Annotated in this window: 26 protein-coding genes and 1 tRNA gene; 9 read left to right on the top strand and 18 right to left on the bottom strand. The window is 64.9% G+C overall.

What is annotated here, in order from left to right:
• The first annotated feature begins 190 nt into the window (after nucleotides 1-190).
• Nucleotides 191-1,327: a serine hydrolase gene (locus tag ACTIF6_RS07305; RefSeq protein ID WP_439587305.1), complete on the top strand. Its 1,137-nt coding sequence runs from the start codon at nucleotides 191-193 to the stop codon at nucleotides 1,325-1,327.
• A gap of 10 nt (nucleotides 1,328-1,337) precedes the next feature.
• Here ACTIF6_RS07305 and ACTIF6_RS07300 read toward each other — a convergent pair whose 3' ends face one another.
• From ACTIF6_RS07300 to ACTIF6_RS07285, 4 genes are all read right to left on the bottom strand, one after another.
• Entirely contained in the window at nucleotides 1,338-2,138 is an 801-nt protein-coding gene (locus tag ACTIF6_RS07300) for an IclR family transcriptional regulator (protein ID WP_439587304.1), read from the bottom strand.
• Nucleotides 2,139-2,213: 75 nt separating this feature from the next.
• Nucleotides 2,214-2,951 (bottom strand): arginyltransferase, encoded by a 738-nt coding sequence (locus tag ACTIF6_RS07295; RefSeq protein ID WP_439587303.1) that lies wholly within the window; start codon nucleotides 2,949-2,951, stop codon nucleotides 2,214-2,216.
• Nucleotides 2,948-3,718, bottom strand: coding sequence for a leucyl/phenylalanyl-tRNA--protein transferase (gene aat / locus ACTIF6_RS07290; protein ID WP_439587302.1), 771 nt, complete (start codon nucleotides 3,716-3,718; stop codon nucleotides 2,948-2,950). Before aat ends, ACTIF6_RS07295 begins: the two co-directional genes overlap by 4 nt.
• Before the next feature lie 30 nt (nucleotides 3,719-3,748).
• Nucleotides 3,749-4,087 (bottom strand): VanZ family protein, encoded by a 339-nt coding sequence (locus tag ACTIF6_RS07285; protein WP_439587301.1) that lies wholly within the window; start codon nucleotides 4,085-4,087, stop codon nucleotides 3,749-3,751.
• A 438-nt stretch (nucleotides 4,088-4,525) separates the two neighbouring features.
• Between ACTIF6_RS07285 and ACTIF6_RS07280 the strand changes: the two genes are divergently transcribed.
• The 3 genes from ACTIF6_RS07280 to ACTIF6_RS07270 all read left to right on the top strand — a co-directional run bounded on the left by ACTIF6_RS07280 (nucleotide 4,526) and on the right by ACTIF6_RS07270 (nucleotide 6,034).
• Entirely contained in the window at nucleotides 4,526-5,581 is a 1,056-nt protein-coding gene (locus tag ACTIF6_RS07280; RefSeq protein WP_439587300.1) for a serine hydrolase domain-containing protein, read from the top strand.
• 88 nt (nucleotides 5,582-5,669) lie between these two features.
• Nucleotides 5,670-5,900 carry a hypothetical protein gene (locus tag ACTIF6_RS07275; RefSeq protein WP_439587299.1) on the top strand — a complete coding sequence of 77 codons (231 nt, stop codon included), beginning with the start codon at nucleotides 5,670-5,672 and terminating at the stop codon, nucleotides 5,898-5,900.
• A gap of 58 nt (nucleotides 5,901-5,958) precedes the next feature.
• Nucleotides 5,959-6,034: transfer RNA gene (locus ACTIF6_RS07270), tRNA-Asn, on the top strand.
• Between the two features lie 84 nt (nucleotides 6,035-6,118).
• Here the strand turns inward: ACTIF6_RS07270 and ACTIF6_RS07265 are convergent.
• The 7 genes from ACTIF6_RS07265 to ACTIF6_RS07235 all read right to left on the bottom strand — a co-directional run bounded on the left by ACTIF6_RS07265 (nucleotide 6,119) and on the right by ACTIF6_RS07235 (nucleotide 12,768).
• Entirely contained in the window at nucleotides 6,119-7,198 is a 1,080-nt protein-coding gene (locus ACTIF6_RS07265) for an NAD(P)/FAD-dependent oxidoreductase (RefSeq protein ID WP_439587298.1), read from the bottom strand.
• 11 nt (nucleotides 7,199-7,209) lie between these two features.
• Entirely contained in the window at nucleotides 7,210-7,539 is a 330-nt protein-coding gene (fdxA, locus tag ACTIF6_RS07260) for a ferredoxin FdxA (RefSeq protein WP_439587297.1), read from the bottom strand.
• A gap of 103 nt (nucleotides 7,540-7,642) precedes the next feature.
• Nucleotides 7,643-8,971, bottom strand: coding sequence for a sulfate adenylyltransferase subunit 1 (locus ACTIF6_RS07255; protein WP_439587296.1), 1,329 nt, complete (start codon nucleotides 8,969-8,971; stop codon nucleotides 7,643-7,645).
• The gene (cysD, locus tag ACTIF6_RS07250; protein ID WP_439587295.1) at nucleotides 8,971-9,936 is read right to left on the bottom strand and encodes a sulfate adenylyltransferase subunit CysD; all 966 of its coding nucleotides are present in this window, start codon (nucleotides 9,934-9,936) and stop codon (nucleotides 8,971-8,973) included. Before cysD ends, ACTIF6_RS07255 begins: the two co-directional genes overlap by 1 nt.
• Before the next feature lie 14 nt (nucleotides 9,937-9,950).
• The gene (locus ACTIF6_RS07245) at nucleotides 9,951-10,574 is read right to left on the bottom strand and encodes a phosphoadenosine phosphosulfate reductase domain-containing protein (protein ID WP_439587294.1); all 624 of its coding nucleotides are present in this window, start codon (nucleotides 10,572-10,574) and stop codon (nucleotides 9,951-9,953) included.
• 18 nt (nucleotides 10,575-10,592) lie between these two features.
• Nucleotides 10,593-10,982 carry a DUF934 domain-containing protein gene (locus tag ACTIF6_RS07240; protein WP_439587293.1) on the bottom strand — a complete coding sequence of 130 codons (390 nt, stop codon included), beginning with the start codon at nucleotides 10,980-10,982 and terminating at the stop codon, nucleotides 10,593-10,595.
• A 10-nt stretch (nucleotides 10,983-10,992) separates the two neighbouring features.
• The gene (locus ACTIF6_RS07235) at nucleotides 10,993-12,768 is read right to left on the bottom strand and encodes a nitrite/sulfite reductase (protein WP_439587292.1); all 1,776 of its coding nucleotides are present in this window, start codon (nucleotides 12,766-12,768) and stop codon (nucleotides 10,993-10,995) included.
• Between the two features lie 187 nt (nucleotides 12,769-12,955).
• Here ACTIF6_RS07235 and ACTIF6_RS07230 point away from each other — a divergent pair, with 187 nt between their 5' ends.
• Nucleotides 12,956-13,768: a hypothetical protein gene (locus ACTIF6_RS07230; RefSeq protein WP_439587291.1), complete on the top strand. Its 813-nt coding sequence runs from the start codon at nucleotides 12,956-12,958 to the stop codon at nucleotides 13,766-13,768.
• Nucleotides 13,769-13,771: 3 nt separating this feature from the next.
• Here ACTIF6_RS07230 and ACTIF6_RS07225 read toward each other — a convergent pair whose 3' ends face one another.
• Nucleotides 13,772-14,929 (bottom strand): FAD-dependent oxidoreductase, encoded by a 1,158-nt coding sequence (locus tag ACTIF6_RS07225; protein WP_439587290.1) that lies wholly within the window; start codon nucleotides 14,927-14,929, stop codon nucleotides 13,772-13,774.
• Nucleotides 14,930-14,931: 2 nt separating this feature from the next.
• A complete protein-coding gene (locus ACTIF6_RS07220) occupies nucleotides 14,932-15,210 on the bottom strand; it encodes an oxidative damage protection protein (RefSeq protein ID WP_439587289.1) in 279 nt (92 codons plus the stop codon).
• Between the two features lie 238 nt (nucleotides 15,211-15,448).
• On the opposite strand from ACTIF6_RS07220, the gene ACTIF6_RS07215 reads away from it, so the two are divergent.
• Together ACTIF6_RS07215 and ACTIF6_RS07210 are read left to right on the top strand one after the other, a co-directional pair.
• Nucleotides 15,449-16,219, top strand: a complete 771-nt coding sequence (locus ACTIF6_RS07215; RefSeq protein WP_439587288.1) for a ferredoxin--NADP reductase — start codon at nucleotides 15,449-15,451, stop codon at nucleotides 16,217-16,219.
• Between the two features lie 11 nt (nucleotides 16,220-16,230).
• Entirely contained in the window at nucleotides 16,231-16,758 is a 528-nt protein-coding gene (locus ACTIF6_RS07210) for a disulfide bond formation protein B (RefSeq protein ID WP_439587287.1), read from the top strand.
• Here ACTIF6_RS07210 and argA read toward each other — a convergent pair.
• The gene (argA, locus tag ACTIF6_RS07205; RefSeq protein ID WP_439587286.1) at nucleotides 16,751-18,091 is read right to left on the bottom strand and encodes an amino-acid N-acetyltransferase; all 1,341 of its coding nucleotides are present in this window, start codon (nucleotides 18,089-18,091) and stop codon (nucleotides 16,751-16,753) included. The genes ACTIF6_RS07210 and argA overlap by 8 nt on opposite strands.
• Before the next feature lie 2 nt (nucleotides 18,092-18,093).
• Between argA and hrpA the strand changes: the two genes are divergently transcribed.
• Nucleotides 18,094-22,029: an ATP-dependent RNA helicase HrpA gene (gene hrpA / locus ACTIF6_RS07200; protein WP_439587285.1), complete on the top strand. Its 3,936-nt coding sequence runs from the start codon at nucleotides 18,094-18,096 to the stop codon at nucleotides 22,027-22,029.
• A gap of 15 nt (nucleotides 22,030-22,044) precedes the next feature.
• Here the strand turns inward: hrpA and ACTIF6_RS07195 are convergent, their stop codons facing one another.
• Nucleotides 22,045-23,001, bottom strand: coding sequence for a FecR domain-containing protein (locus ACTIF6_RS07195; protein WP_439587284.1), 957 nt, complete (start codon nucleotides 22,999-23,001; stop codon nucleotides 22,045-22,047).
• 292 nt (nucleotides 23,002-23,293) lie between these two features.
• On the opposite strand from ACTIF6_RS07195, the gene ACTIF6_RS07190 reads away from it, so the two are divergent.
• The gene (locus ACTIF6_RS07190) at nucleotides 23,294-24,010 is read left to right on the top strand and encodes a (2Fe-2S)-binding protein (RefSeq protein WP_439587283.1); all 717 of its coding nucleotides are present in this window, start codon (nucleotides 23,294-23,296) and stop codon (nucleotides 24,008-24,010) included.
• A gap of 91 nt (nucleotides 24,011-24,101) precedes the next feature.
• On the opposite strand, the gene ACTIF6_RS07185 is transcribed toward ACTIF6_RS07190, so the two are convergent.
• The 3 genes from ACTIF6_RS07185 to ACTIF6_RS07175 are packed head-to-tail and all read right to left on the bottom strand — an operon-like array spanning nucleotide 24,102 to nucleotide 26,597.
• Entirely contained in the window at nucleotides 24,102-25,283 is a 1,182-nt protein-coding gene (locus ACTIF6_RS07185) for a pyridoxal phosphate-dependent aminotransferase (protein WP_439587282.1), read from the bottom strand.
• 7 nt (nucleotides 25,284-25,290) lie between these two features.
• On the bottom strand, nucleotides 25,291-26,235 hold the full coding sequence (locus tag ACTIF6_RS07180; RefSeq protein ID WP_439587281.1) for a CysB family HTH-type transcriptional regulator: 945 nt from the start codon (nucleotides 26,233-26,235) through the stop codon (nucleotides 25,291-25,293).
• Nucleotides 26,232-26,597 (bottom strand): sirohydrochlorin chelatase, encoded by a 366-nt coding sequence (locus ACTIF6_RS07175; protein ID WP_439587280.1) that lies wholly within the window; start codon nucleotides 26,595-26,597, stop codon nucleotides 26,232-26,234. The genes ACTIF6_RS07180 and ACTIF6_RS07175 overlap by 4 nt, the downstream gene beginning before the upstream one ends.

The following is a 26,597-nucleotide window of genomic DNA, read 5'->3' as shown; positions in this document are numbered from 1 at the left end:
CTGCTTCGTGAAGGAAAGAAATGATGCCGAAAGTAGCATCTGTTCTACTGATCACTGAAGAAGACTTTACAAGCATTTGATATTGCTAGTTTTTTTCTGCTTGTCTATACTCCGCTCCAGCGTGGTGCATCTAGCTGGAGTGGAGTTCATGGTCATGGGTATCGTTCGGTTTCAGAAAATTCTCCTGGGAATGGCCTTGGTCACTGGTCTGGCCGTATCCACCCTACCTACCGTCGCCCAGGCAGCGAACAGCCCATCGAAGGTCGCCAAGGCCAAGAAATCCTCCACAGCGCAGAAGACCACACCACGCAAGACGGTGGCCAAGCGCAAATCCGAAGCCAAAGTGTCGAAGGCTCCAGCGCAAAAAACCGTGAAAGCCGCTGGCACCAGCAACAAGCGTGTGAAGATGCAGATGGCCGCTGGAAAGGCCACGTCGATGCACAAGGTTTCCGTCAAGCAACGATCGACCTCACGTCCCAGCGTGGTTCGTGCCGCCGTTGTGCACCGTCCATCGATGGGTGAAACACTTGGCCTGCGAGGCAACGACGATCCACTCGAGCTCAATTCCAGTGTGGCACTGGTGATCGACCAGCAGACCAACGAAGTGCTTTTCAGCAAGAACGATTCGGCCGTGCTGCCGATTGCTTCGCTCACAAAGCTCATGACCGGACTCGTGATAGCCGATGCGGAGCTGGACATGAACGAGATGATCACCATCACTGGCGATGACATCGACACCTTCAAGGGGAGCCGGTCACGCCTGGCCGTAGGCACGACCCTGAGCCGGGGTGAGTTGATGCACCTGTCGTTGATGTCGAGCGAGAACCGCGCGGCGCACGCGCTGGGTCGCACCTATCCCGGTGGCATGCAGCAATTTGTGCGGTTGATGAACCAGAAGGCAGCCTCCCTGGGCATGGCCGACACGCGCTATGTGGAGCCCACGGGCCTGTCCAGCCTAAATCAGTCCAGTGCGCGGGACCTTGCCACGCTGGTGTCCGTTGCTTACCACCGCCCCATCCTGCGCAGCCTCTCCACCTCGCCCGGTTATGAGGTCGAGCTCGGCCGCCGCACGCTGCACTACAACAATTCCAACCGGCTGATCAAGAACCCGGATTGGGAGATCGGCCTTCAGAAAACCGGCTACATCTCGGAGGCAGGCCGTTGCCTCGTGATGCAGGCCAAGGTGGCCGGCCGGCAGTTGATCATGGTGTTCCTGGATTCGGCCGGCAAGGTCAGCCGCATGCAGGACGCCGAGCGTGTGCGCCGTTGGGTGGAAGTCCAGACCGATACCACGCAGCCGCTGGCTCGGCACCAGCCGCAAGGCTGATTGGCTCGCGTCAGCGCGCGGCTGCGGGGACAGGAACCTTCGGGCAGCCCAGTGCGGCCGAGATTTCAGCCGCAGTTGAACGCAGCTTGGGCACCCAGTTCTCGTCGATTCGATCCGCTGGCGCAGAAATCGACAGACCCGCCACCAGCTTGCTTTGGTCGTCGTAGATGCCGGCTGCCATGCAGCGCACCCCCAGCTCCAGTTCTTCGTTGTCGCGCGCCAGGCCGGCCTGGCGGCATTGCGCCAGCTCACGTTCCAGCGTGGGGAGTTGTGTGAGGCTGTTTCGCGTGTTTCCGGCAAGACCGGTGCGTGTGGCATAGGCGCGCACACGTGGTGGCTCGTCGTCGGCCAGGAACAGCTTGCCCACTGAGGTGAGGTGCAGCGGTGCCCGCCCGCCGATGGCGCGTACCACCTGCATGCCGGATCGTTCGCTGTACGCGCGCTCGACATACACGATCTCGTCACCTTGGCGCACGCTCAGGTTCACGGGTTGCTGGATGAGCTTGTGCAGCTCACGCATGGGCAGCAGCGCAGCATCTCTCACGCTCAAGCGTGCTTTGACGAGATTGCCCAGTTCGAGCAGCCGCATGCCGAGACGGTAGCTGCCCGCCTCGGGGCGGTCCACGAAACGGCCAATGGTCAGGTCGTTGAGGATGCGGTGGGCGGTGGAGGGATGCAGGCCGGTTTTCTCGCTGATCTCCTTGAGCGAGACCGGATCCTCTCGTGAGGCGAGCACCTCCAGCAGATTGAACATGCGTTCGATCACCTGAACGGTGGGCGTGCTGGCCAGGGTTTCAGATCGTTTGGTCATGGGTGCGGTGGGTTGCCGCGATTTTACAAGATGAAATCAAAGCCCGCTAAACGGGGTTTAAACCCTTCTGGGGTATCACGCCGACGGGGTCCAGTGACCTTCGACCAGCAACTCGTGCGGGTGAAAACCTGCCTTGTAGTTCATCTTGCTGCTCTGGTTGATCCAGTAACCCAGGTAGACGTGCGGCAGGTCGAGCGCCTTGGCCTGCGCGATCTGCCAGAGCACGCTGTAGGTGCCGTAGCTGGCCTTGTCGTCTGGCTCGTAGAAGGTGTAGACCGCGGAGAGTCCGTCGTTGAGCACGTCGACGATGGACACCATCTTGAGCTTCGCCGGCTCATCCCCCGTGGCCGGCTCGTGGAACTCGACCAGTCGGGAATTGACGCGGCTTTGCAGCAGGAACTGGGTGTACTGGTCGATGCTGTCGTGGTCCATGCCGCCCCCTGCGTGGCGGCTGTTCTGGTAACGGAGATACAACTGGTAATGCTCGGGGATGAAGCACAGCTTGAGCACGCGGGTCTGCAGACGACCGTGTTGTGCCTGGGTCCGCCGCTGGCTGCGGTTGGGCTGGAACTGCGCCACGGGTACGCGCAGGGGCACACAGGCCTGGCAGCCATCGCAGTACGGGCGGTAGGTGAACATGCCGCTGCGCCGGAAGCCGTGCGTGACGAGATCCGAGTAGGCGTCGTTGTGGATGAGGTGACTTGGGGTGGCGACCTGGGAACGGGCCTGGCGGTCAGGCAGGTAGCTGCACGGGTAGGGTGCCGTGGCGTAAAACTGCAGCGCCTGAAGGGGGAGTTCTTTGAGATGGGTCACGCGAGACGACCGTCGTCGAAGAGGAGTTCCTGCCAGTATACGGGCGAGAATTTCCAGTTGGGTGCGGGGTGGAGCAATGCCGTGCGCACGTGGGCGCAGAACGCATCGCGCGGCATCAGGCTCCCGCCCAGCGAAGCGAGATGCGCCGTGTCCTGCTGGCAGTCGATCAGGGGCAGGTCTTGGTTGCGACAGAACGCCACTAGCGCCGCCAGCGCGATCTTCGAGGCATTGCTCCGGCGGTTGAACATGGATTCGCCATACACCATGTTGCCGAGGTTAATGCAGTAAAGGCCGCCAGCAAGTTCGCCGTCAATCCAGGTTTCGACGCTGTGAGCGATGCCCGCATCGTGCAGGCGAACGTAGGCCTCCACCATGGCGGGCAGGATCCATGTGCCGGTCTGGCCTTCGCGCGGGGTGTGGGCGCAGGCGCGGATGACGCGTTCGAATTCATCGTCGAAGCGGATCTCCAGGCGCCCTTCGCGCAGGTACCGCTGGATGGTCTTTCGCAAGGATCGGTGCAGCCGGAAGGCGCGCGTTTCCAGCACCATGCGCGGGTCGGTGCTCCACCACAGAATGGGCTGGCCCGCGCTGTACCAGGGAAATACGCCACGCGAATAGGCTGCGACCAGGGTGGGGACGTCCAGCACGCCTCCCGCTGCGAGCAGGCCGGGTGCCGGGTCGTTGGCGCCCCAGGCACTTTCCACCGGCGGAAAAGCCTGGCCTGGCTCCAGCCAGGGCAAAGCGCGGGTGGGTGGGGTCTGGGTCATGCCGCTATTGTGCGCGGCGGCCCGTTTGCTTCAAGCCCGGATGGCCCTGTGGCGGCTCAGGAGCAGCCAGACGGCGGCACCCAGGCCAATGCCTACCCCGTCTGCAGCCAGGTCGGCCCACTCGCCGTAGCGCCATCCGGTGGCGGCCTGGGCCAGTTCGATGACACCGCCAAACAACAGCAGCCCAAGGGCGACACGAGGTGCATGCTTTGGGTATGAGAGCAGGCCGAGCACAGCCAACCAGGCAAAGGCAAGTGTGTGCTGGGCTTTGTCCCAGATGTTGAAGGGTTGTGGCGGGAGCATGGCCACCGGCACCAGCGATGCGATACCGATGCCTATCACGCTGAGCCAGAAGAGCGCACGGATCATGCCTTGCTCTCCGACTTCATGAACACACAGAGATGTGCGAGCCGCCTCGGATAGGGAGGTCGCGCATCGATGTCGAAAAGGATGTTGAGGTCAGTGCTTCTGCGCATCGGGAAATGAATGTGGTCGTGTGCCGCGGCGATGATCGCACACGCTGCTCAATCGAAGAACGTCCGTGTCGATTGACGACGTCACGAAAAAATCTCACCCGAGATAGAGGACCCTCGATACGATGCACACGCGATCGGTCGATTTTCCGGGGAGATGGGCATGGGATTGCGTTCAACCTTCGTGCAACTTTCGTCCGTGTTCCTTTTCCTTGCCACGCCCGGGCTGCAGGCCGCACCGGACGAAGAACTTCTGGGCCGCGATGCCGGATATCCCAGAGGTAGCCCGCAGCAGGTGACCGCTGAGCGGTACAAGGTGGGCAGCTACAGCGCCATGCCCGAAATCTTCCCGAGCCGACCGAGTGCCAAGGCGGGGCCTGTGTGGGATCTGCCACCGGGCAAGGAATTGCCGGCCATTGCCTACGCGTTGCGTGGCAGCCAGGTTCCACTGGCCGAGTATTTCGAGCGGCGCCGCGTCACCAGCTTTTTGGTTTTGCACCGCGGACAGGTGCGCCTGGAGAAGTATCAATACGGCAGAACGGCAGATCAACGGTTTGCGTCGTACTCCATGGCCAAAAGCGTCACAGCCTTGCTGGTGGGCATCGCCGAAGAGCGTGGGCTGATTCGCTCGCTGGACGACAAAGCAGAAGCTTATGCTCCGGAACTGGCGGGCAGCGCTTATGGCGGCATCACCATTCGCCATTTGCTGCAAATGGGCTCGGGAGTGCGCTGGGTAGAAGATTACGGAGGCCGGGACGATGTGGCCGAGCTCTGGGGTGCCTTGTTTCGCATTTACGCAGGCGGCAACCCCACCCAGGTGCTTGCCAGGCGTCGCCCGATGGATGCAGAGCCGGGTACACGATTCAAGTACTCGACCGGTGAGACCCAGGTGCTTTGCCACGTGCTCAAAGGCGCGACCCAACGCACGGTGGCAGACCTCACATCCGAATGGTTGTGGCAACCGCTGGGAGCACAGGCCGACGGAGCCTGGCTGGTGGGATGGCAAGACATCGAGTACTGTGGCGGCGGCTTCAACGCCACCACCCGGGACTACGCTCGGTTAGGCCGACTGCTCGCCCTGGGAGGTCGTCGCGACGGAACGCAGATCGTCCCGGAGGCTTTCCTTAAAAGGGCCACGGATCCAGATCAGCAGCCACCCGGTTTTCGGTTGAACGAGCCAGGCCCTCGTTTCGGCTATGGGTATCAGTTCTGGTTGTTCAACGGTGGATTCATGCTGTTGGGTGTGTATGGTCAGGCGATCTATGTGGTGCCTGCGCTGGACCTGGTGGTGGTGCACACGGCAGTGTGGCCCAAATCGTCGGACCCCGACTCTCGCGAAGAGCGAGATGCCGTGTTCCGCGCCATTGGCCGGGCAATCGCTCAGGAGTGATCGGGCTGCGATCGCGCGGTTGTCCTACAGCATCGACGAACCGAGCCTCTGAAAATTCGGCCTTTCCATCCCTTCACGGAGGCCACGCATGAGAGCCGCTGTCGAGTTCTGCATCTTCGGAATTGCGCTGTTCGTCGCAGTTGTCGCTGGCTTCTATCTGGCTTTGGCGCTGGGCTTCCGCGAGCCGATATGGGAGCCCCTGTCGACCATGGCGATTGCTGTCGGCAGCATGGGACTTCTGGGGTTGCTGCGCACCGACGAAGATCTGGAGCCACGGCTGGACAGCAGCGCATCTCCTGAATTCGATTCAGCAGGGTGAGCAGAAAAATGCCGCCTGTCCGGGAGCGTCCGAAAACGACGCTATAATTCGAGGCTGTTCCCTGATAGCTCAGTCGGTAGAGCGACGGACTGTTAATCCGCAGGTCCCTGGTTCGAGTCCAGGTCGGGGAGCCAGAAATTCCAGAATGAAACAAGCCTCTTGGTCATAGGGCCCAGGGGCTTTTTTCTTGCCTCGGTTTTGCCTCGCTCGTTCTTGCCTCAGTCGCCCACAGGCGGTGCCACGCCCAGCACCTTGTGGAGCCGCGGACTGGTGGTGGTGTATTGCAGCTGGACGGGCCGGTTCGGAAACACGAGCGGCATGGCGCCGAAGGCGGCGAGCGCGCATTCGTGGAAGCCGCAGAGGATGAGCTTCTTCTTGCCGGGGTAGGTGTTGATGTCGCCCACGGCGAAGATGCCCGGGATACTGGTGGAGAATTTCTCGGTGTCCACCACGAGCTGCTTGCGCTCGATGTCCAGGCCCCAGTCCGCGATGGGTCCGAGCCTGGGGGAGAGGCCGAGGAAGACGAGCAGGGCGTCCAGTGGCACCGTGTGGGTGACGGCATCGGGGTCGGTCACTTTCAGGCTGCTGAGCCGACCGGCCTGGTCGGTCTCGAAACCGGTGGGCTGGCCCACGATGAACTGCATGTCCTTGCGCTCGCAGAGTTCGCGCATGCGGGCAACGCTTGCGGGGGCGGCCTGGAAACCGTCGCGGCGATGGACGAGGGTGATGCTCTGTGCGCGATGCGGGCTGTCGGGTTTCGCAAACTCGATCGCCCAGTCCAGCGCGGAATCGCCACCGCCGGCAATGACCAGATGTTTGCCGGCGAAGTCGGCGGGATTCGTGACGTGGTGGAAGAGTTGAGTGCCTTCGAATGCTTCAAGGCCATCCAGCTTGAGCTTGCGTGGCTGGAAGGCACCCACACCCGCGGCAATGAAAAGCGTCCTGGTGAGAAAAGTGGTGCCTCTGGATGTGGCCACGAAGAAGCGACCATCGTCCTGCTTCTCGACCATCGTCACTTCCTGACCCAGGTGAAACGTAGCGCCGAAGGGCTTGATCTGCGCCAGCAGCCGGTCGGCGAGCTCCTGGCCCGTGCAGACCTGAATGCCGGGGATGTCGTAGATGGGCTTGTCGGGGTAGAGCTCCACGGGCTGTCCACCGGGGCAGGCCAGGGAGTCGATCACGTGGGCCTTGATCTCCAGCAGGCCCAGCTCGAACACCTGAAACAAGCCTACCGGTCCGGCGCCCACGATGACCGCATCGGTCTCGATGGCGCCTTCGTGAACGCTCGAATGGGCCATGGCGCGCGGGTTCAGCGTTCGAGTTCGGAGAGTTTGTCGGTGCGGTCTTTCCAGTCGTCGGCGTCGGGCAGCGGGGCTTTGCGCTTGGTGATGCTCTTCCAGCCGGGCAGGCGCGCCAGTTCCGCGTTGAGCACGATCATGTGCTGCTGGTCCTTGGGCAGGTCTTCCTCGGCATAGATCGCGCTCACCGGGCATTCGGGGATGCACACCGCGCAGTCGATGCATTCGTCCGGGTCGATGGTGAGGAAGTTGGGGCCTTCGCGGAAGCAGTCGACGGGACACACGTCCACACAATCGGTGTATTTGCAGCGGATGCAGGCTTCGGTGACAACGTGGGTCATGGTGATGATCGGAATCAGGGGAATCCCGGATTTTAGGGTTTCCGGGAGGATGAGGCCGGGGTATGTCCCTGGCCTCGATGCAAGTTAAAGGCCTTGCCCGTGCTCAGAGCACCAGCAGCGCGCCGGCGGTGCGGTGGCTGGCGGTGTCCACCAGCACCAGCGAACCCAGGGCGCGCGAACGCTCGAAAGGCAGGGTGGCCAGGGGCTCCTGCAGCGTCAGTTCGATGTGGCCGATGGCGTTGGGTTCGAGCTGTGTGGCGTCTTCTTCGGCCAGGGTGTGGATGTCCAGACGGTGCACGATGCGCTTGATCTTGGCCTTGACCCAGCGGTGGCCGTGCAGCGCCCAGTAGACGCGCCCGGGCACCAGGGTCTCGTCGTCGAGCCAGGCCACGGTGGCGCGCAGTTCGCGGCTGCCGGTCGTGGTGTCGTGGGCTTCGTCTTCATCATGCGACAGCAGCCAGTCGCCGCGCGAGACGTCGACCTCGCGGTCGAGCACGATGCCGGCGCTGTGGCCGGCCAGCACGGCCTGCGGCTGGCGCACATGGTTGAGCACCTGGGCAACCACGGCGGTCTGGCCGTTGGGCATGATGCGCACCGGCTGGCCGGGCTGCACGCCACCTGTGGCCACGCGGCCCCAGAACACGCGCCTGCCTTGCGAGGTGTCCGACGAACTGCTGAATTTCTCCACCCACTGCACTGCGAAAGCGAACGGCAGCGTGGTGTCGGGCGCTGTCACGGGCAGGCCTTCCAGGATCTGCAGCAGCGTTGGACCGGTGTAGCCGCACCACTGCGGCTCTTCGCTGGCATCGACCACGTTCCAGCCCTTGAGGGCCGAGATGGGCACGATGGCGGTCACGGGGATGCCCGCCTGCTGCGCGAACTGGCGCAATGCCGCACCGATGTGGGCGAAGGCGGTGGCACTGTTGGCCACGGCGTCGAGCTTATTCACCGCAAACACCACCGAGGGAACGCGCAGCAATTTCAGCAACAGGCTGTGGCGGCGCGTCTGGGGCAGCAGCTTCAGGTCCGCAGAAGCCCAGTCGAGCTTGGTGGCATCCACCAGCACCACGGCGGCGTCAGCGCTAGAGGCCGCGGTCACCATGTTGCGGGTGTATTGCTCGTGGCCCGGTGCATCGCCAATGATGAACTTGCGCGCCTCGGTGCTGAAGTAGCGGTAGGCCACGTCGATGGTGATGCCCTGCTCGCGCTCGGCAGAGAGGCCATCGGTGAGCAGCGCCAGATCGGTCTGGCCCTGGCGTTGCACGCCGGCCAGGTGGTCCTGCAGCACGGCTTTGCTGTCGACCAGCAGGCGCCCGATCAGCGTGCTCTTGCCGTCGTCCACGCTGCCGCAGGTGATGAGGCGCAGGGCTGAGCGGGTGTCCTTCACGAGGGCTTGAACGGGTTCGGCCCGAACGGATGAAATGGTGGTCATCAGAAGTACCCGTCTTTCTTGCGTTTTTCCATGGAGGCGTCGGACGTCTTGTCGTCCATGCGCGTGGCACCACGCTCGCTCACTTCGGCGGCCAGGGTCTCGATCACGATGTCGTCCGCAGTGGCGGCGCGGCTTTCCACCGGGCAGGTGCAGGTGATGTCGCCCACGGTGCGAAAACGCACGTCGCGCACCTGCACGGTCTCACCATCGCGCGGTGGCGTGAGCCCGGTCACCGGCACAAGAAGGCCGCGACGGTCCACCACCTCGCGCTGGTGGGTGTAGTAGATCGAAGGCAGCGCGATGTTCTCGCGGGCGATGTACTGCCACACGTCGAGCTCGGTCCAGTTGCTGATGGGAAACACGCGGAAATGTTCGCCCGGCTGCAGGCGGGTGTTGAACAGCGTCCAGAGCTCGGGGCGCTGGGCCTTGGGCTGCCACTGGCCGAAGCTGTCGCGGTGGCTGAAGATGCGTTCCTTGGCGCGCGCCTTCTCCTCGTCGCGCCGCGCGCCGCCAATGAGGGCGTCGAAGCGGAACTCGTCGATGGCTTCGAGCAGCGTGACCGACTGGTGCACGTTGCGACTCTCTTCGGGATGGGCCAGTCGCACGGTGCCGCGTGCCATCGAATCTTCCACGCAGCGCACGATCAACTCGGCGCCCAGTTCCTTCGCACGCAGGTCGCGGAAGTCGGTCACCTCGGGAAAGTTGTGACCGGTGTCGATCATCAGCAGCGGGTAGGGAATGCGGCCCGCACCAAAGGCTTTCTCGGCGCACTTGAGCATGACCAGCGAGTCCTTGCCGCCGGAGAAGAGCAGCGCCGGGCGCTCGAAGGCGGCAGCCACCTCGCGCAGGATGAAGATGGTCTCTTCTTCGAGCGCGTCCAGGTGAGCGTTGCTCAGGTGGTGCTGCTCGCTGATGGCGTGCTGCAGGGCGGTCTGGATCACGTCGGGTTCGGTGCGGGCGTTCATGGGTAGTTCGGAATTCAGTGGGCCAGATGAAGACCGCATTCGCGGTTGTCTTCGCCCTTGGTTGGGTCCAGGTAGTCGAAGTTGTTGGGCAGGCCGTGGGCCTCGCAGTACTGGTGCAGCTCTTTGGACGACCAGTGCAGCAACGGTGCGACCTTGATCAGGCCATCGGGGTTGATGCTGACCGGGTCCATCTGGGCGCGAACGGCGGTATCGGTGGCCCTCAGCGCGGTGAACCAGACCTTGGGCGCCGTCTCGCGCAACGCGCGAGCAAAGGGCTCCAGCTTCACTTCTTCGGTGAACGCAGCATGGCGCGGGTCGTCGAGTGACGGTACCGGTCCGTCTACCGCCTCGTGGTGCGCGCGGGAACGGCGCGGCAGGTAGATGCGCAGGTTCAGATCCAGCTTCCGGCTCACTTCATCGGCAAAGCGGTAGGTGGCTTCGGTGTTGTAGCCGTTGTCCATCCAGACCACGGGCACATCGGGTTTCACGCGCGTGACGAGGTGCAGGATCACGGCCTCGAACGGCCGGAAGTTGGTGGTGACGATGGCTGGCAGGTCCAGGCCGAGTGCCCACTCCACCAGTCCGGGGGCGTTGCGGCCAAGTTCGGTGTTGATGTGCGTGAGGTCGATGGCGCTCATGGTGTCGGCTTTCGGTGCTCAGGCGGACGCGAAATGGGGCGCGGTGTGCACCGCATCCCCCTGGTAGAACGCGGGGTAGTGGGCCAGCAAGGCTTGGCCGTGCGCCAGATCCTGGTCGGCGCGCAGCACGGCCTGGCTGAAGCCGCTGCGCTGCATCTGCACCAGCTGGTCGATCAGCACGTCGCCGGTGGCGCGGATGTGACCGGTGAAGCCGAGGCGGCGGCGCAGCAGGAAGGCCTGGCTGAACGCGCGCCCGTCGCTGAACTTGGGGAAGTTCAGTTCGATGGTTTCGATGCCGCTCAGGTCGAGTTCGCGCGGGTCGGCGTCGTTGGCGACGGACAGGCGCTGGTCTTGTGGCTCGCGGGGTTCGAAAGCGTTGGCGCTGAAGACGTCAAGGTTCTGGTTCATGGTGGCTTCCTCAGGCGGGTGCACGGGCCGTGCTCACGCGCACTGCGTTGGCGGCGGTCTTGAAGGGCTCGGCGCCGGCACGCTTGAGTGTTGCTACGAAGGTCTCGCCGGTCTGCCGCTGCGCGCGGTAGGTGTCGAGCAGGGCTTCGATCACGTCGGGCACTTCGCTGGCGGCAAACGATGGGCCGATCACCTTGCCCGGCGTGGCTTCGCCAGAGAGGCGCGTGCCGTCCGAGCCACCGAGCGTGACCTGGTACCACTCCTGGCCGTCCTTGTCGACGCCGAGGATGCCGATGTGGCCGCTGTGGTGGTGGCCGCAGGAGTTGATGCAGCCGCTGATGTGCAGGTCGATCTCGCCCAGGTCGTGCAATTCGTCCAAATCCGTGTAGCGGCCCAGGATGGCCTGTGCCAGTGGCAACGAACGTGCATTGGCCAGATCGCAGAAATCGCCACCGGGGCAGGCGATCATGTCGGTCAGCAGGCCGATGTTGGGCTTGGCAAGTCCCAGGCGGCGTGCTTCGCGCCAGAGCTCGGGCAGCGCGTCGCAGCGCACCCAGGGCAGCAGCAGGTTCTGTTCGTGCGTCACACGCGCTTCGCCCGATGAAAAGCGCTCGGCCAGATCGGCCGCGCGGTCCAGTTGGTCGGCGGTGGCGTCGCCTGGTGCCTGGCCGAAGCGCTTGAAGGAGAGCGTGACCGCGCGAAGGTCCGGGTTCTGGTGCGGCTTCACGTTCTGCTGCAGCCAGCGGCTGAACTCCATGTCGTCCTCTGCGGCGGCCTTGAGGATGTGGGCGATCTTGGCGTCGGCGCTCTTGCGGTCGCAGCTGAGCGGCGGCGTGACGAAGAAGGCACTCACGCGATCCAGCTCGGCCTGGGTGATGGTGTGCGGTGCACCATCCTTCTCGAGGATGTCGCGGTACTCGGCTTCCACCTGATCGGTGTAGGCCTGGCCTTCGGCCTTCACCAGGATCTTGATGCGGGCCTTGTAGATGTTGTCGCGGCGGCCAAAACGGTTGTAGGCGCGCACCACGGCTTCCAGGTAGTTCAGGATCTGGTTCCAGGGCAGGAACTCGCGCAGCACGGTGCCGATGATGGGTGTGCGTCCCATGCCGCCGCCCACGCGCACCTGGAAGCCCAGGTCACCGTCCACATTGCGCAGCAGGCGCAGGCCCACGTCGTGCCAGGCGGTGGCGGCGCGGTCTTCGCGCGCGCCGGTGATGGCCACCTTGAACTTGCGCGGCAGGAAAGCGAATTCGGGGTGCAGCGTGCTCCACTGCCGCATGATTTCCGCGAAGGGGCGTGGGTCGGCCACCTCATCGGCGGCGATGCCGGCCAGTGCGTCGGTGGTGATGTTGCGGATGCAGTTGCCGCTGGTCTGGATGCCGTGCATGTTCACGCTGGCGAGCAGATCCATGACCTCGGCCGAACGCGAAAGCGGAATCCAGTTGTATTGCACGTTCTGCCGCGTCGTGAAGTGCGCAGTGCGGTCGGGCAGCGTGGGCACCTCTGAGAGGCCCGCGTTGGCCTTCGACGTGTCGTGGTCTTCCTTGTGGTCGTAGTCGCGCGCAATCTTCGCGAGCACGCGAAGCTGCGGGCTGGAGATCTCGCCGTAGGGCACGGCCACGCGCAGCATGGGGGCGAAGCGCTGAACGTACCAGCCGTTCTGCAGGCGCAGCGGCTTGAACTCGTCGTCGCCCAGCGTTCCGGCCTGCCAACGGGTGAGCTGATCGCGAAACTGGGCGGCGCGCAGGTGCACGAACTGGCGGTCGAATTCTGAGTATTGGTACATCGTCGTCGTGGGCAATAGCAATCAAGGGACTGTAGAGAAAAGGCCATATATCCCAAACGATTTTTTGTTCATGGGTATATAGCCCTGGTGCATATGCAAATGCGGGGAGTGAGCGTTGCTTCGAGAAATTTCCGTTCGTCCCTCCAGATCGACCGCACATCGCGTTAGCCGTCGTAACATTCATGCCATGCAGAAACAGCGCATTCTGGTCAGCGTGGTGGGTTTTTCCGACGTGGAGCGGCACGCGCTCAACACGATCTTCCGGCTGTCCCAGGAGCGTGAGGTGGCCTATGCGCCCTGGGCTCCGCTCACACCGCCGGGCACCAAGGCGCCCACGGGCATGGCCCAGGTCGCGCTGGTGGACGGGGAAAGCGCCGAAGCGGTGCTGGCCCATGCCAAGGAAATGCCGGCCGGCCAGCGGCTGATCTGGGTCGGGCCCGACGCTCCCGACCACGCCTGGCGTGTGCTGGATCGACCGATCGAATGGGCCGCGGTGTTGCACGACCTGGACGCCGTGTTCGCCGCTCGCCAGGCCGATTCCGGCCTGCTCGACCTGGACGTGACCTCGCCGTCGCCGCTGGATCTGGCGCTCGACCTGGACATGGAGACTGGCGTTGAACCGGTCCGGCGCGCTCTGGTGGTCAGCGAAGACCCCGAGGAGCGCACCTACCTGCGCACCCGGCTGGCGCTGGCCGGCGTCGTGCACGTCGACGAGGTGATCGACACCGAAATGGCGGTCGACCTGTTGAGCCGTCAGGCCTATCTGTGCGGCTTCTTCAATCTGGACGACCACCACATGGACGTGTGGTCGCTCATGCGCGTGTTCGTGCAGCGCAACCCGCAGGCGCTGGCGCTGGCCACGAGCGAGCTCGCCGGGCCGCTGGCGGGCTGGTGGCGGCGACGCCGGGTGCGGCGCGACGCGCACCGCGTCGGCGTGACGGCGCTGCTGGAGCGCCCTTTGCAGCCGCGCCAGATTTCGGAGTGGCTGGAGCTGATCTGAGCCTCAGGGCTGGCGGCGAGCGTGCCGCCAGGCAAACCGTGCCGGGTCCAATGCGGCCACCAGATCGGGTTCGGCCCCCGCAGGTTCACCTTCGATGTCCGCCGCGAGCCAACCCGCGCACAGATGGGCCAGCGTGATGCCGCGCGAGCCGAGCGCAGTCAGCAGGTACAGGCCCTGCCGCCTGGGCGTTTCCTCCAGTGGAACCCGCCCGCGACGAAAACCTGCCGCGGCCATGTGCTGGCTCAAGGCCACGGCGTCCGGTACAGCCCCCACCAACGGCAGGCGATCCAGCGATGCACAGCGCACCTGGGCCCAGCCCCGCAGTTCTCCGCAGGCTTGCAGCGAGCGCAGCCTATCGGCGGCCGGTGGGCAGATGGTCTGCAGGCTGCCTGCATTCGCCTCATGGGCTTCGGGTGTGAGGTGGGTGCTGGAATCGCCGCGTGTGTACGTCGACCCCATCGCCCACAGGCGCGCCGGCCACTCGGGGGGCAGGCCGCTGTCTTCGTAGGCTGGCACGAAAACGCCGCTGTCGCGCTGCGGGCGCATGGCCAGTGGCGCACCGTGAAGCTCGGCCAGGCTCATCTGCCCCTTCACCGGCCGCAGCGGCAGGTGCTCGGGCTCCATGAGTCCGCTGGCGTCGGTGAGCAGGGCATGGCTGCCATGGGCGGCGGCGATCACCGCCACCGGCGCTTCGACCAGCATTTCGCCGGCGGCGTTCACCGCTCGCCAGAGGCCCGAGGCCGTGCGCTCGAGGCGATGCACTGACGCCTGCCAGTGCGGCGTCGTGCGCGAGGCGGCCTCCACAAGCCAGGCCTGCACCAGCGCGGCAGGTCGTACCAGGGCTGCGGGCCAGCGGCCGGGGTCGTGGCCGAGGTTGTCCACCTCGCAGGCTTGCCAGCCTCGACCCTGCGGCACCAGACGCTGCAGTTCGGCCAGCGTGGCCTGCATACCCAGCGCGGACAGGCGCGAGAGCGGGGTGGGCGCCCGGGTGACGTGCGGGCTGAGCATGCCCACTGGCAGCGCAGAGGCGCCACGCGCCGGGCCGCTGGCCGCGTCCAGCAAGGTGATGTGCCAGCCCCGGCGCGCCAGCTGCGCGCACACGGCAACGCCGGCCAGACCGGCACCGATCACCAGTGCGTGGCGGTGCGACCCGCCGGGCACGCTCACTCGTCCCGGGGCGGCGGCACGTAGCCGGCGGCGGCGTCGGCGCCTTCGCCGAAGAAGTGCTTTTCCATCTGCCGGGCCAGGTACTGGCGGGCGCGGGCGTCGGCCAGGTTGAGCCGGTTTTCGTTGAGCAGCATGGTCTGGTGCTTGAGCCAGGCGGCCCAGGCTTCCTTGCTCACGTTCTCATAAATGCGTTTGCCCAGTTCACCGGGGTAGGGTGGGAAGTCGAGTCCTTCGGCTTCCTTGCCGAGCTTGATGCAGTTCACGGTGCGTGCCATGGCGTTCCTTGGGGCGTGGTGTTAGATGATCTGGTTATAACGAATGGAAGAATTTATTCGTTCCAGAACAGGTGGATCACCGGCATGATCCCGGCTTTGCGGGTGTTCCTGGGGTGTTCGGGCCAATGGCCGAGCGCCACTGTAGCAAGGTTTGGGCGCCCAGCCTGACAAGGCCATGGAAGCACCCAGTGCATGAGTTTCTACAATACCGGGTTACCGTTCCACAGGACTTGTTTTCATGAGTGCATTTCAGGAAGAGCGCGTGTTGAGCGTCCACCACTGGACCGACCGGCTGTTCAGCTTCACCACCACGCGCGATGCCTCGCTGCGTTTCTCCAACGGCCACTTCACCATGATTGGCCTGCGCGTCAACGAAAAACCGCTGCTGCGCGCCTACAGCATCGTCAGCCCGAACTACGCCGACCACCTGGAGTTCCTGAGCATCAAGGTGCAGGACGGCCCGCTCACCTCGCGCCTGCAGCACATCCAGGTGGGCGACACGATCATTGTCGGTCGCAAGCCCACCGGCACGCTGCTGATCGACTACCTGCTGCCGGGCAAGCGCCTGTACCTGCTGGGCACCGGCACCGGGCTGGCGCCATTCCTGAGCATCGTGCGCGACCCTGAGACCTACGAACGCTTCGAACAGGTGATCGTGGTGCATGGCGTGCGCCAGGTCAACGAACTGGCCTACCGCGAATTGCTCTCTCAGGAACTGGTGAAGGACGAGATCCTGGGCGAGCTGGTGCAAGGCAAACTGCTGTATTACCCCACGGTCACCCGCGAGCCCTTCGTTCACCAGGGGCGCATTCCGCAACTGCTCGGTGAAGGCGTGATCGCCAAGGACCTGGGCCTGCCGGCGTTCAACGCCGTCGAAGACAGGGTGATGATCTGCGGCAGTCCGGAAATGTTGCGCGACCTGAAGGCACTTTGTGAGAAAACCGGACTCAAGGAAGGCAACACCACCACCCCGGGCGATTTCGTGATCGAACGCGCCTTCGTGAGTTGAGGATTTCCACCTTGTTCGCCAGCCTGTCCACCGCTTCCCCGCGCTCGCCTTTCGAGAGCCACCCTCGCCAGATCCTGGCGCTCATTGCCCTGGCCTGCGTGGCCATGCTGGCCTACGGCATGTACCTGCAGCACGTGGTGGGCCTGGAGCCGTGTCCCATGTGCATCGTGCAGCGCTATGCGCTGGTGCTGGTGGCCCTGGTGGCCGGCATTTCGGCGGCCTTCCGTGGCCACGGCCTGCGCCGCGTGGGCGTGGGCGTGATGGGCGTCTTCGCGTTGTTCGGTGCCTTCGTGGCCGCGCGCCAGAGCTGGCTGCAATGGAATCCACCCGAGATCATGAGTTGCGGACGTGACTTCTTCGGCATGATCGAAGCTTTCCCGCTGCGCCGCGCCATTCCCATGATCTTCCGGGGTACCGGCGATTGTTCGGTGATTGACTGGACCTTCCTCGGCCTGTCGATCGCGAACTGGTCCTTCCTGTGTTTCAGCGCCATTGCCCTGCTGGCCGTGGCGCTGTGGGTGAAGCGCCCCGCTAGCTGAGCTTTTTCACGAGGACCTGGCTCTTGCGGTCCCAGTTGTACTTGCGCTTGCGCGCCTCGGGCAGCCAGTCGGCGCTGACCTGAACGAACCCCCGCTTGATGAACCAGTGCATGGTGCGCGTGGTCAGCACGAAGATGCTCTGCAGCCCCTGCGCCTTGGCGCGCGTCTCGATGCGCTTGAGCAGCCGTTCGCCATCGCCCTGGCTCTGTGTGTCGGGTGAGACGGTGAGCGCGGCCATCTCGCCGGTGCGTGCTTCCGGGTAGGGGTAGAGCGCGGCGCAGCCGAAGATCACGCCGTCGTGCTCGATGATGGTGTAGTTGCCGGCGTCGCGTTCGATCTCCGTGCGGTCGCGCTTGACCAGGGTACCGTCCTTCTCGAACGGCTCGATCAGGGCGACGATGCCGCTCACGTCGTCCATGGTGGCCTCGCGCACGCTCTCCAGCTTCTCATCCACCACCATGGTGCCGATGCCGTCGTGGGTGTAGATCTCCAGCAGCAGGGCACCGTCCACCGAGAACGGCAGGATGTGGCTGCGATCCACGCCGCCTTCGCAGGCGCGGATACAGTGCTGCAGGTAGAACGCGGTGTCGGTCGGCTGGGTGGGCGCCGGCAGGGCGGCGAGCATCTTCTTGGCATCGGCCAGGGGGAGTTCGGTGTCGATGCCGCTTTCGGGATCGGCCTCGTCCACGCGGATGCCGGGCACCTCGGTCAGGAACATCAGCTTGTCGGCTTGCAGCGCTACGGCCACCGAGGTTGCCACGTCTTCCATGGTGAGGTTGAAGGCCTCGCCCGTGGGCGAGAAACCGAAGGGCGAGAGCAGCACCATGGCGCCCATGTCCAGTGTGCGCTGGATGCCTTCGGTGTCGACCTTGCGCACCAGGCCGGAGTGCTGGAAATCTACCCCGTCCATCAGGCCCACGGGGCGTGCGGTGATGAAGTTGCCCGAGATCACGCGCACGGTGGCGCCCGCCATCGGCGTGTTGGGCAGGCCCTGGCTGAAGGCGGCTTCGATTTCGTAGCGCAACTGGCCGGCGGCTTCCTGCGCGCAGTCGAGCGCCACTTCATCGGTGATGCGCATGCCGTGCGAATACTTCGCCTCGTGTCCCTTCAGTCGCAATTGCTCGTTCACCTGCGGGCGAAAGCCATGCACCAGCACGATTTCCACCCCCATGCTCTGGATGAGCGCCAGATCCTGCGCCAGGCTCTGCAGCTTGCCCGCCGCGATCGCTTCGCCCGCAATGCCGACCACCAGCGTGTTGTGGCGGTGCTTGTGGATGTAGGGCGCGACCGAGCGGAACCAGGGGACGAAGGTGAAGTTGAAAACGTTGGACATGGATGGCAGCGGGCGGTAGGCCGGGCGCGGATAATGGCCGGCTGCCCGATTCTGACCGAGTTTTCCCGTTGCCTTCCACACCGCTGCACATCGAATTTCCCGAATCCCTGCCCGTCTCGGCCCGTCGCCACGAGATCGAGCAGGCCATGCGCGAGAACCAGGTGGTGATCGTCTGCGGTGAGACCGGCTCGGGCAAGACCACGCAGATCCCGAAGATCGCGCTGGCCATGGGCCGTGGCAAGTGCAACGCCCAGCCGGGTCAGCGCGGCCAGCTCATCGGGCACACCCAGCCCCGGCGCATTGCGGCTTCCAGCGTGGCCAAGCGCATCGCAGAGGAACTGAAGACGCCGCTGGGCGAGGTGGTGGGCTACAAGGTGCGCTTCCAGGACCGGCTGTCGAAGGACGCGTCCGTCAAGCTCATGACCGACGGCATCCTGCTGGCCGAGACGCAGACCGACCCGGACCTGCGCGCCTACGACACCATCATCATTGACGAGGCGCACGAGCGCAGCCTCAACATCGACTTCCTGCTCGGCTACCTGCGCCAGCTGCTGCCGCGCCGGCCTGACCTGAAAGTGGTGGTGACGTCCGCCACCATCGACGCCGACCGCTTCGCGCAGTATTTCGCTTCTAAGAAGGGGCCGGCACCGGTGCTCATGGTCTCCGGTCGCACGTTTCCCGTGGAGGTGCGCTGGCGGCCATTCGAGGAAAGCCGCGACTACGACCTGAACAGCGCCATCGCCGACGCGGTGGACGAACTCTGGCGCGGGCCTGCCGGTGGAGACATCCTGGTGTTCCTGCCGGGCGAGCGCGAGATCCGCGAGGCCGCAGACCATCTGCGCAAGCACCTCAGCCACATCCCCACGCTGCGCAATGCCGAGGTGTTGCCCCTGTTCGCCCGCCTGTCGCAAGCCGAGCAGGACCGCATCTTCCAGGACCACAGCGGGCGGCGCATCGTGCTCTCCACCAACGTGGCCGAGACCTCGCTCACCGTGCCGGGCATCCGCTTCGTGATCGACGCCGGCACGGCGCGCGTGAAGCGCTACAGCTTTCGCCAGAAGGTGGAGCAACTCATGGTCGAGCCGATCAGCCAGGCCGCGGCCAACCAGCGCGCCGGGCGTTGCGGCCGCGTTGCCGATGGCATCGCCATCCGGCTCTATGACGAGGCCGGCTTCAACGGCCGGCCGAAGTTCACCGATCCCGAGATCCTGCGCAGTTCACTGGCAGGTGTCATCCTGCGCATGAAGGCCCTGCGTCTGGGCGCGGTGGAAGACTTCGCGTTCATCGAGGCACCGCAGAAGCGCGCCATCGTCGATGGCTACCAGTTGCTGACCGAGCTGGGCGCGGTGGACGAAGACAACGAGCTTACGCCGATGGGCCAGACGCTGTCGCGCCTGCCTCTGGATCCTCGTGTGGGCCGCATGATTTTGGAGGCCCAGCAGCGCGGTGCGCTTGACGAGGTGCTGGTGATCGCGTCATCCCTCAGTGTGCAGGACGTGCGTGACAGGCCCATGGACAAGCAGGCCCAGGCCGACCAGGCCCACGCGAAGTTCGACGACGAGAAGAGTGAGTTCAGCGGCACGCTCAAGCTCTGGAAATGGCTGGACGACACCAAGGGCGGCCACGGCAAGGACCACAAGCTCAGCCACCGCCAATACGACAACGCGCTGCGTGAGAATTTCATCAACGTGCGCCGCGTGCGCGAATGGCGCGACATCCACACCCAGTTGCACACCGTGGTGGCCGAGCACAAGTGGAAGCTCAACGACAAGCCAGCGAGCTATGAGCAACTCCACCAGGCCATGCTGGCGGGCCTGCTCGGCAACGTGGGCCAGAAGAGCGAAGCAGAAGACTGGTATCTGGGTGCGCGCGGCATCCGCTTCTACCGCCACCCCGGCGCCAACCTGAGCAAGAAGCCCGGACGCTGGATCGTCTGTGCCGAGCTGGTGGAGACCACGCGCCTCTTCGGTCGCGGCATCGCCAACATCGAACCGCTCTGGCTGGAGCAGGTCGGTGGCCACCTCATCAAGAAGCAGTTGCTCGACCCGCACTGGGAGAAGAAGGCCGCGCAGGTAACTGCGCTGGAGCGCGCCACGCTGTACGGCCTGGTGGTCTACAGCAACCGCCGCACCGACTATGGCCGCGTGGATCCGGTGGGCGCGCGCGAGATCTTCATCCGCGAAGCGCTGGTGGCTGGCGAGTGGGACACGAAACTGCCGTTTCTGGCGGCCAACCAGAAACTGGTGCGTCAGGTGGGCGAGCTGGAGCACAAGTCGCGCCGGCAGGACGTGCTGGTCGACGACGAACTCATCTACGCCTTCTACGACCAGCAGCTTCCTGCCAACATCTGCAATGGCGCGACCATGGAACGCTGGTACCGCGACGCGGTGCGCGAGAACCCGAAGCTGCTGCTGCTCACCCGCGAGGAACTGATGCGGCATGAGGCCGCGGGCATCACCACGCAGACCTTCCCCAAGACGCTGCGCCTGGGGGGAGTGGATTGTGCCTGCAGCTACCTGCACGAGCCCGGCGACCCGCGCGACGGTCTGTCCGTCACGCTGCCGATCTTCGCCCTCAACCAGGCCAGCGAAGACCGCTGCGACTGGCTGGTGCCCGGCATGCTCAAGGAGAAGGTGCTGGCGCTGCTCAAGACCCTGCACCAGCGCCCGCGCTCGCGCCTGGTACCGCTGCCGGCCACCGCCGAGCGCTTCGCGCAGACGCTGTGCGAGCCCTCCGTCTTTGGTGCGGGCAATCTGATGGACGCTGTGCTCAAGCTGGTGCGCGAAGCCACGCAGCTCGACATTCAGCGCAACGACATCAAGGTCGACATGTTGAGCGCGCACCACTTCATGCACCTGCGCGTGGTGGACGAACACGGCCGGCAACTGGGCCAGGGCCGCAACCTGGCCGCGCTCAAGGCCGAACTCGGCGCGCAGGCGCGGGGTGCTTTCCAGGCGCTGGCTTCGCTCAAGATGGAGGGCCTTCGGACAGCGCCTCAAGCGCCCCCGAAAGGCAGTGCGACGCCAGCAACCCCCAAGGTGGGCTCCCAACCTGCTGCGGCTGTCAGCGCCGCGCAACGCCACACCGCCTGGGATTTTGGTGAGTTGCCCGAACTCATGGAGATTCGCCAGGGCCAGCAGACCCTGATCGGGTTCCCTGCGTTGGTGGATGACGGCGATGCCGTGCGCATCGAAGTGTTCGACGAACCCGCGGTGGCGCAAGCGCGTCACCGCGAGGGCCTGCGCCGCCTGTTCGCGCTGCAGATCCGCGATGCCCTGAAATACCTTGAGAAGAACCTGCCTGGCCTGCAGGCCATGGGCGTGGCCTATCTGCAGGTGGGCAAGGAGTCCGGTGGCGGCACGCTGGAGGAGCTGCGCGCGCAGATTCTCGAACTCGCGCTGGATCGGGCGTTTCTGGGCGACCCGCTGCCCACCGATGAGGCCGCCTTCAAACGCTGCCTGGAAGAGGGCAGAGGCCGATTGACACTGATTGCCAATGAAATCGCGCGCACGGCAGGCACCGTGCTCGCCGAATACGCCGCCGCCGTTCGCAAGCTCAAGGACAGCAAGCCTGCCGCCGACGTGGCCAGCGACATTGCGCAGCAATTGCAGCGACTGATCCCCAAGCGCTTCCTGTTGCAGACACCCTATGCGCAACTGCAGCACCTCCCGCGCTACCTCAAGGCGGTGCAGTTGCGGCTGGACAAGTTGCGCGCCGACCCCGCGCGCGACGCCGCCCGACTGGCGGAGTTGCGCCCGCAAGACCAGCGCTTCTGGCGGCTGGTGGCCGAACGCAAGGGGGTGCAGGACGCGCGCCTGCAGGAACTGCGCTGGCTGCTCGAGGAGTTGCGGGTGAGCTTCTTCGCGCAGGAACTGCGCACGCCTCAGCCGGTGAGCGTGAAGCGACTGGACAAAGCCTGGACCCAGCTCAGCGCCTGAGCCGAGCCGCCGACATCAATTCGCAGCCAGCGCCACACGGCCTTCCCGCACGCCCAGTGAGGCATCGGCCTGCAGGCGCTTGACGACGGCCTCGGCGTCCTCTCGCGTGGCCAGTTGACTGATGCGGACCTCGTGGCGGCCATCCTTGGCCACCATGTCTGCGGGGTAGCCAGCGGATTGCAGGCGAGTGCGCAATGCGGCGGCGTCTGTCATGCGGGGCAGCGTGGCCGCCACGGCGCGCCAGCGGCCGCCTTGCAGCAGCACGCCCTGGCCGGGTTGCATTTCCGCCTGACCGATGAATTTGGCCAGTTGGTCGGGCGTTGCCTGGCCAGCTGGCTTCTCGGGCTGGCCGGTGAACACCACCCAGAAAGCACCCGGTTTTTCCAGTTCGATGCCCGCCTTGCCGTCTCGCACCACCTCGACCTTGCCGTCGAACACGCAGACCGCGTCGTGTGCCGCGTCGGTCATGGCCCAGAAGTCGGTGCCACGGATGCCCACCGTCGCAGTGGCCACTTCCAGGTTGAGCTCGCGCTTGTTGCCCAGCGCCTTGCTGCTGTAGTCGGTGGCGTAGCGGAAGACGCCCGTGACCAGCTTGAACGCGCTTTTCTGTTCGCTGGGGGCCACGCTGCTTTCACGGCGGGTATCAAGCGACTGGATGAGGAATTCACTTTGCTCGCCCAGCTTGATGGTGCTCTTGTCGTCCATGCGAAGCAGCATGCGCGAGCCGTTGGCGGTGATGGCCTTGTCGTTGGCGCGCAGTTGGGCACCGGGTTCGGCCGGGCGGCGCTGACCGTCGCGCTCCACCCACGCAGGCAATTGAACCGCTTCAACCACAGTGGTGCCAGGCGCCGCATGGGCGCGCGGACTCATGCCCCAGACGAGAGCCCCGAGGGCCAGCACAGCAGTTGTCTGCCGGATAAAGGAGCGGCGGTGCCCACCCTGGTTGGCGGAAAGGGTGGTCAAGGGTTTCATGGATGTGTCTCCGAAAACAGAAAAGAAAAGGATGGCCTTGGAGGTGACCCCCGGCCCTTGCCTTTGAAAGTACGTTGATTTCGGCCATCCGGATGCAAGATTGAGTTTCATCTGCATGCTGTTGCACCACATTTGTGCTTCAGGCGTGATGCGGTTCACACAGAGATGCACGGCCCCGCTCCGCTGAATAGGTGCCCGGCGCGAGGGGGCGCTCATTGACAGCGCCCGGCCTCATGCGTTTCACTCGGCTCATGTTGCCCATTGGGTGGCAGCGTCTGCTGGAGTTGAAATCATGGATCGACGCGAATTTGTGGAAGTTTGCGCGCTGGGCGGCGGCTCTCTCGCCGCGACGCTGGCGGGTACCGCATGGGCGGCCGACGCCAAACCCCGTTCCTACGGCCGGGTGCAGTTGCTCGACGACCTCGGCAAACCCCTGAAGGCCTCCGGACTCAAACCACAGACCAATTACGTGTTTCATTACCCGTTCGAGGCCACACCGGTGTTCCTGCTCGACCTGGGCAAGCCGGCCACCCCGACGGCGCTGGCCACGCGCGACAAGCGGTCCTACCAGTGGCCCGGTGGGGTCGGTCCCCGACGCAGCCTGGTGGCGTTCTCTGCCATCTGCGCCCACAAGCTCGTGTATCCCACCAAAGAACTCAGCTTCATCAGCTTCCGAAAGGGTGCGGCGGTGAACCCGCAGACGCCCAGCAAGGGCAACGACCTGATCCACTGCTGCGCCGACCACAGCCAGTACGACCCGGCACGCGGGGCGCAGGTGCTCAGTGGCCCGGCGGAACAACCCTTGTGCGCGGTGCTGATGGAGCACGACCCGAAGAACGACACGCTCACCGCCACCGGCACGTTGGGCGGCGAGCTGTTCGACGACTTCTTCAAGAAGTACGAGATGAAGCTCAGCCTGGAAGCCGGGCCGAATGCGAAACAGGCGGTGGCCAGATCGGCCGTGGTGCGGGAACTGGACCAGTTCTGCCGAAACCCGGTGCGGTGCTGACCACGCCTCCACGCTCCACGCCTGCGCCGGTCGCTGGCGCCCAAGGGGGCTGATGCGGCTTGGGGGGCACGGCGCCGGACCGTTGCGGCTCTCAGAGCCGCGAGAGCCGGGTGAGGGCCTCGCGCAAGGTCTCGTCCTTTTTGGCAAAGCAGAAGCGCACCACGCGCTGGTCGAACCCGTTGCCGTAGAAGGCTGAGAGCGGAATGGCGGCCACGCCGATCTCGCGCGTGAGCCACTGGCAGAAGTCGCCTTCGGGCAGATTGCGCTCGGGGACGGCAAGCTCCGAGATGTCCACACACTGGAAGTAGGTGCCTTCGCCGGGCAACATTCTGAAACGGGTGGTGGACAGGCCATCGCGGAACAGGTCGCGCTTGCGCTGGTAGAACGCTGGCAGTTCCAGGTAGGGCGCCGGGTTGCCCATGAACGCGGCCAGCGCGTGCTGCATGGGGGTGTTCACGGTGAACACGTTGAACTGGTGCACCTTGCGGAACTCGGCCGTGAGCGGTGCGGGCGCCACCACGGTGCCGACTTTCCAGCCGGTGACGTGGTAGGTCTTGCCAAAGCTGCTGACGATGAAGGCACGCGATGCCAGGCCCGGAAAGCGCGCGGCGCTCTGGTGCTGCTGTCCGTCGAACACCATGTGCTCGTAGACCTCGTCGCTGATCAGCAGCACGTTGGTGGGCGCGAGCAGTTCCTGCAGACGCAGCATGTCGGCCTCGCTCCACACCGTGCCGCTGGGGTTGTGCGGGCTGTTGAGGATGAGGGCGCGCGTGCGCGGCGTGATAGCGGCGGCAATGCGGTCGAAATCGGGGCGAAAGGTGCCGGGTGTCAGCGGCACGCGCACCGCCACACCGCCAGCGAGCTCGATGTTGGGCACATAGCTGTCGTAGCAGGGCTCGAGCACGATGATTTCATCGCCCGGGTGCACCACCGAGAGGATGGCGGTGAGGATGGCCTGCGTGGCACCGGCGGTGATGGTGATCTCGGTGTTCGGGTCGCACTCCAGGCCGTAGAGCGCTTTCATCTTTGTCGCCATGGCCTGGCGCAGCGCTGGCGCGCCGGGCATGGGCGGGTACTGGTTGTGGCCAGCCTGCATGGCCTGGGCCACCGCGTCGACCAGGGCCGGATCGCAATTGAAATCCGGGAAACCCTGGCCCAGGTTGACCGCACCGTGCTCGGCCGCCAGGGCCGACATCACGCTGAAGATGGTGGTGCCGACGTTGGGCAGGCGCGAGACCAGGGGAGGGGTGGATGCAGGCATGCGGGCAGACATGGATGGATCAGAGTTCGTAGTCGTCAGGGGTGCCGCTCATGGCGCGCAGGATCAGGTCGCGCGAGAGCCGGTCGCTCAGCAGTTCAGCAAAACGCAGGACGAAATGGCGCAAATAGGTGCCTCGCTTGAACGCCACGCGCGCCAGGTTGTGGCCGAAGAGCTGGGCTGCGGGCCGCGAGACCAGATCAGGGGTCTGGTTGTCGCCCTGCATGGCCATTTCGGCCACGATGCCCACACCCATGCCCAGCTTCACATAGGTCTTGATCACGTCCGAATCGATGGCCTCGAGCACGATGTTGGGCTGCAAATGCCGCAGGGCAAAAGCCTGGTCAATGCGGGTGCGACCGGTGTAGCTGGGGTGGTAGGTGATCAGGGGCAATTGCACCAGGTCTTCGAGCGTGATGCGCTCGCGCTCCAGCAGCGGGTGGTCGAACGGAAACACCAGCACGTGCTGCCATTCGTAGCAGGGCAGGGTGACGAGTTCGGGGTAGTTCACCAGCGACTCGGTGGCCATGCCGATTTCAGCGACTTCCTCCATCAGCATGCGGGCAACCTGGTCGGGCGAACCCTGGTGCAGGCTGATCGCCACCTTCGGGTAGGCCTGGCGCAGCGCCGCCACCGGACCGGGCAGCACGTAGCGAGCCTGCGTGTGGGTGGTGGCAATGGAGAGCGTGCCACTGTCCTGGGCCGAGTACTGCTCACCGATGCGCTTGAGGTTGTTGACCTCGCGCAGGATGATGTCGATGCTCTTGAGCACCTGCTGTCCTGGTTCGGTGACGCGCTTGATGCGCTTGCCGTGGCGGGCAAAGATCTCGATGCCGAGCTCGTCTTCGAGTTCGATGATGGCTTTGGACACCCCGGGCTGCGACGTGTGCAGCGCCTTGGCGGCCTCGGTGAGATTGAGGTTGCGGCGCACCGCCTCTTGCACGAAGCGGAACTGGTGCAGGTTCATTCAATGGACTCCAGAGCAATCCTGGCCAGCAGAGCCGTCAGGCGTGGGTCTTCACCCGCGGGGGGCAATTGCTCGAAGCGCACGCCTGGGTGAGCATGGCCCAGGTGGGCCATGAGCTGCGGCAGATCTTCCCGAGCGTGCTTGCCCATGCCGAAAAACAGGGGCAGCACACGCACCTCGGTCGCTCCCGCCGCCACCACATGGCGCGCCGCCGTGGTCAGATCGGGCTCGCAAAGCTCGAGGTAGGCGCAGGACACGGGCGAGTCCGGAGCGTTGCGGGCGATCTGGTTCGCCACCGATTCGACCGGCTGGCGCCACAGAGGATCGCGCGATCCATGTGCAAACACAATGACTCCGAGCAT

Origin of the sequence: Hydrogenophaga sp., from assembly GCF_051860785.1 — a bacterium.
Classification (GTDB): Bacteria; Pseudomonadota; Gammaproteobacteria; order Burkholderiales; family Burkholderiaceae_C; genus Hydrogenophaga.
Note: the sequence above shows the minus strand (reverse complement) of the source record. Positions and strands in the feature narration are given on the sequence as shown.

Excerpts from the sequence above, each read along its gene's own strand:
- ACTIF6_RS07305 (WP_439587305.1), top strand. The coding sequence starts at position 191 with ATGGCCTTGGTCACTGGTCTGGCCGTATCCACCCTACCTACCGTCGCC.
- ACTIF6_RS07300 (WP_439587304.1), bottom strand. The coding sequence starts at position 2,138 with ATGACCAAACGATCTGAAACCCTGGCCAGCACGCCCACCGTTCAGGTG.
- aat (WP_439587302.1), bottom strand. The coding sequence starts at position 3,718 with ATGACCCAGACCCCACCCACCCGCGCTTTGCCCTGGCTGGAGCCAGGC.
- ACTIF6_RS07285 (WP_439587301.1), bottom strand. The coding sequence starts at position 4,087 with ATGATCCGTGCGCTCTTCTGGCTCAGCGTGATAGGCATCGGTATCGCA.
- ACTIF6_RS07280 (WP_439587300.1), top strand. The coding sequence starts at position 4,526 with ATGCCCGAAATCTTCCCGAGCCGACCGAGTGCCAAGGCGGGGCCTGTG.
- ACTIF6_RS07275 (WP_439587299.1), top strand. The coding sequence starts at position 5,670 with ATGAGAGCCGCTGTCGAGTTCTGCATCTTCGGAATTGCGCTGTTCGTC.
- ACTIF6_RS07265 (WP_439587298.1), bottom strand. The coding sequence starts at position 7,198 with ATGGCCCATTCGAGCGTTCACGAAGGCGCCATCGAGACCGATGCGGTC.
- fdxA (WP_439587297.1), bottom strand. The coding sequence starts at position 7,539 with ATGACCCACGTTGTCACCGAAGCCTGCATCCGCTGCAAATACACCGAT.
- ACTIF6_RS07255 (WP_439587296.1), bottom strand. The coding sequence starts at position 8,971 with ATGACCACCATTTCATCCGTTCGGGCCGAACCCGTTCAAGCCCTCGTG.
- cysD (WP_439587295.1), bottom strand. The coding sequence starts at position 9,936 with ATGAACGCCCGCACCGAACCCGACGTGATCCAGACCGCCCTGCAGCAC.
- ACTIF6_RS07245 (WP_439587294.1), bottom strand. The coding sequence starts at position 10,574 with ATGAGCGCCATCGACCTCACGCACATCAACACCGAACTTGGCCGCAAC.
- ACTIF6_RS07240 (WP_439587293.1), bottom strand. The coding sequence starts at position 10,982 with ATGAACCAGAACCTTGACGTCTTCAGCGCCAACGCTTTCGAACCCCGC.
- ACTIF6_RS07235 (WP_439587292.1), bottom strand. The coding sequence starts at position 12,768 with ATGTACCAATACTCAGAATTCGACCGCCAGTTCGTGCACCTGCGCGCC.
- ACTIF6_RS07230 (WP_439587291.1), top strand. The coding sequence starts at position 12,956 with ATGCAGAAACAGCGCATTCTGGTCAGCGTGGTGGGTTTTTCCGACGTG.
- ACTIF6_RS07220 (WP_439587289.1), bottom strand. The coding sequence starts at position 15,210 with ATGGCACGCACCGTGAACTGCATCAAGCTCGGCAAGGAAGCCGAAGGA.
- ACTIF6_RS07215 (WP_439587288.1), top strand. The coding sequence starts at position 15,449 with ATGAGTGCATTTCAGGAAGAGCGCGTGTTGAGCGTCCACCACTGGACC.
- argA (WP_439587286.1), bottom strand. The coding sequence starts at position 18,091 with ATGTCCAACGTTTTCAACTTCACCTTCGTCCCCTGGTTCCGCTCGGTC.
- hrpA (WP_439587285.1), top strand. The coding sequence starts at position 18,094 with ATGGCAGCGGGCGGTAGGCCGGGCGCGGATAATGGCCGGCTGCCCGAT.
- ACTIF6_RS07195 (WP_439587284.1), bottom strand. The coding sequence starts at position 23,001 with ATGAAACCCTTGACCACCCTTTCCGCCAACCAGGGTGGGCACCGCCGC.
- ACTIF6_RS07190 (WP_439587283.1), top strand. The coding sequence starts at position 23,294 with ATGGATCGACGCGAATTTGTGGAAGTTTGCGCGCTGGGCGGCGGCTCT.
- ACTIF6_RS07185 (WP_439587282.1), bottom strand. The coding sequence starts at position 25,283 with ATGTCTGCCCGCATGCCTGCATCCACCCCTCCCCTGGTCTCGCGCCTG.
- ACTIF6_RS07180 (WP_439587281.1), bottom strand. The coding sequence starts at position 26,235 with ATGAACCTGCACCAGTTCCGCTTCGTGCAAGAGGCGGTGCGCCGCAAC.
- ACTIF6_RS07175 (WP_439587280.1), bottom strand. The coding sequence starts at position 26,597 with ATGCTCGGAGTCATTGTGTTTGCACATGGATCGCGCGATCCTCTGTGG.